Here is a 3,050-nt window from a genome sequence, read left to right on the forward strand (position 1 = left end):
CATCGCTTCCGCCGTCATCCCACGGAACATTTGCTCCTGTTCCTGCCACTCCCACACATTGCTGTTTGACGTCGTGCGGAACTGCTGTGGAACGTTGATTGGTCTTGGATCAGCGAAAAGCAGCGTTCCTTTACTGTCCAGGATGATGGCTGTCAAATCACGGTGGGCCCCGAGCAAAGCCTGTAATTCGGGCTTTATTTCGTTGAATTGATCGACGCTGGTCAGATCTCCCAGGATTCGCTGGGTGGATTGGAGCTTTTCGGTCAAGGCCTGCTGATCCAGCATCTTGAAATGATGCTGGCTGAGGTGGTTGAAGCTGAGCCCGGCGACAGTGAGGACGGCCGTCACCGCAAGCATGAACAGCAGGCTCATGCGCGTCGTTAGGGATAGACGGTTCATTCCGAGTCAGAGTCCGGTGAGTCGATCATATAGCCCATACCACGTGCGGTGTGGATCAGCTTGACTTCAAAGTCGTCATCAATCTTCGCCCTGAGCCTTCTAACCGCGACCTCGATCACGTTGGTATCGCTGTCGAAGTTCATGTCCCAGACTTGCGAGGCGATGAGCGATTTTGGCAGCACTTCGCCCCGGCGTCGGAGCAGCAACTCCAATAGCGCAAATTCTTTGGCCGTAAGGTCTATGCGTTTACCTCCTCGAATGGCCCTGCGCTTGAGCAGGTCGACTTCAAGATCAGCCAGTTTCATGCGGGGTAGAGTGGGAGCACTATTGCCGCGACGCAACAGCGTTCTGACCCGAGCCAGCAATTCAGAAAATGCGAAGGGTTTGATCAGGTAATCATCAGCGCCGAGCTCAAGTCCCTTGACCCGATCTTCAACGCGGTCGCGAGCAGTCAGGAAAAGCACGGGGACATCTTTGCCGCAGGCGCGCACCTTCCGGAGTACTTCCCACCCGTCCATACCCGGCATCATGACGTCCAGAATCAGCAGGTCATACGCTTCGCTCAAGGCATGTTGAAGGGCCTCGGTACCATTGGTATAGCGATCCACGTTAAAGCCCGCCTCAGTGAGGCCTTGCTGCAAATAGATACCTATCTTTGGCTCGTCTTCCGCAACCAAAAGTCTCATGGGGGTGGCTCTCAAGTGATGATAGGAGTGAGTTTGCAACGAATCCGTCCAGCCAACCAGCAACTGACAGAAAAGTAATGTTGGGCTCCGGTAGATGTCAGCGAGGGTTGTCTGGGGCTCGGCACATCATTGCCCTTAGCGTTGAAGTCAGGAGGTTGTGTTGCGCAGACGATTACGTTTGGCTTTCTAAATTTATTCAGAAAATCAAAATCTTACAGAACTGTAATTTTCACCTAAGGTTCCTGACAGGGGGAGAGTCTTAAAGTTGTATCGAGCCTTGAGCTCACTCCCCCCGCGAATCATCTCTTGATGTGGGTTCAACGGGTTAAGCAAATATTATTCGAGGATCCCCCCAATGAAATCCATGAAAGCACTGTTGATCATTGCCGCTTTGACCGTCTCATCTCTGGCTATGGCCTCAGGTGGTGGTGACCGGACATTCGCTCGTATGGAAGCAGCAAAGAAGAACGCAATGGAAGCGTATCAAGCTGCCCAAAAGCGAGTCGATCAAGCTCCTGTAGCTCAGAGCAACGTTAAGGCTGTCAACCAAGCCAAATACTCAGCGAATTGATGCGATCCCAAGCTGACAGAAATGTAATCACTTCGGTGGTTAAAGTGTGGCAATTTCAGCGCTCGCCTGCCGTATGAATTTTGTCATTTGCGGCGGCGGGCAAGGCTCATCTGGATTCGCGACGAACTCCTGAGAGCACGCCCCCAACCGGTAAGCACAACGCTCAGTGTGTTTCGCGCGATTTCCCTTTTGACTGATTGGATATAAACGGCATGCATTCCAAAACCTCTAGGCGGACCTTCGTCAAAGGCCTGGCCGCTGGTGGCATTCTCGGCGGTCTTGGTCTGTGGCGCACTCCTGTATGGGCCGTGAGCAGCCCGGGTCTGCCGAGTGTACTCACCGGTAACGAATTTGACCTGTTCATTGGCGAAACCCCAGTGAACATCACCGGTTCGCCGCGTACAGCCATGACCATCAATGGCACTTTGCCGGGGCCTCTGCTGCGGTGGCGTGAAGGGGATACGGTCACACTGCGGGTGAAAAACCGCCTGGATCAGGACACCTCCATCCATTGGCATGGGATCATCCTGCCGGCCAATATGGATGGCGTGCCGGGCTTGAGTTTTCATGGCATCGCGCCCGACGGCATGTACGAGTACAAATTCAAGGTGCATCAGAACGGCACCTATTGGTACCACAGTCACTCGGGCATGCAGGAACAGGTCGGTGTCTACGGGCCGATCGTGATCGATGCCAAAGAGCCTGAGCCTTTCCAATACAACCGCGACTACGTGGTGATGTTGTCTGATTGGACCGATGAAGATCCTGGCCGAGTCATGGCCAAGCTCAAAAAACAGTCGGACTACTACAACCACCACAAGCGGACCGTAGGCGACTTCATCGACGATGTGAGCGAGAAGGGTTGGTCCGCGGCGGTGGCGGATCGGAAAATGTGGGCCGAAATGAAAATGAACCCCACCGATCTCGCCGACGTCAGTGGAGATACTTACACCTATCTCATGAACGGTCAGGCCCCTAATGGCAATTGGACCGGAATTTTTAAGCCGGGAGAAAAACTTCGCCTGCGCTTCATTAACGGCTCTGCCATGAGCTACTTCGACGTCCGTATTCCAGGCTTGAAAATGACCGTCGTGGCAGCCGATGGCCAGCACGTCAAGCCGGTCAGCGTCGATGAGTTTCGCATTGCCGTGGCGGAAACCTATGACGTGATCGTCGAGCCTGCCAGTGCAGAGGCTTACACCATTTTCGCCCAGTCCATGGATCGCACCGGCTATGCCCGCGGCACCTTGGCCCTGCGCGAGGGGTTGAGTGCGCCGGTACCGGCAACTGATCCGCGCCCGCTTTTGACCATGGATGACATGGGGATGGGGGGAATGGACCATGGCAGCATGGCCGGTATGGACCACAGCAAGATGGCCGGTATGGACCACAGC

Annotated in this window: 3 protein-coding genes and 1 pseudogene; 2 read left to right on the plus strand and 2 right to left on the minus strand. The window is 54.6% G+C overall.

Going from position 1 to position 3,050, the window contains the following annotated elements:
• Positions 1-399, minus strand: a pseudogene (locus tag GPL81_RS30615) (two-component sensor histidine kinase); the annotation flags it as partial.
• Positions 396-1,085, minus strand: coding sequence for a heavy metal response regulator transcription factor (locus tag GPL81_RS30620; protein ID WP_160109826.1), 690 nt, complete (start codon positions 1,083-1,085; stop codon positions 396-398). The gene GPL81_RS30620 and the pseudogene GPL81_RS30615, both read right to left, overlap by 4 nt.
• A gap of 355 nt (positions 1,086-1,440) precedes the next feature.
• Here GPL81_RS30620 and GPL81_RS30625 point away from each other — a divergent pair, with 355 nt between their 5' ends.
• Positions 1,441-1,656 (plus strand): co-regulatory protein PtrA N-terminal domain-containing protein, encoded by a 216-nt coding sequence (locus GPL81_RS30625; RefSeq protein ID WP_160109827.1) that lies wholly within the window; start codon positions 1,441-1,443, stop codon positions 1,654-1,656.
• A gap of 212 nt (positions 1,657-1,868) precedes the next feature.
• On the plus strand, positions 1,869-3,050 hold a 1,182-nt coding region (locus tag GPL81_RS31665; RefSeq protein WP_246219013.1), incomplete at its 3' end, for a copper resistance system multicopper oxidase.

The organism is Pseudomonas izuensis (genome assembly GCF_009861505.1).
Taxonomy (GTDB): Bacteria; Pseudomonadota; Gammaproteobacteria; order Pseudomonadales; family Pseudomonadaceae; genus Aquipseudomonas; species Aquipseudomonas izuensis.

What these genes read in the sequence shown, in the direction of transcription:
- GPL81_RS30620 (WP_160109826.1), bottom strand. Translation starts at nt 1,085, where the DNA reads ATGAGACTTTTGGTTGCGGAAGACGAGCCAAAGATAGGTATCTATTTG.
- GPL81_RS30625 (WP_160109827.1), top strand. Translation starts at nt 1,441, where the DNA reads ATGAAATCCATGAAAGCACTGTTGATCATTGCCGCTTTGACCGTCTCA.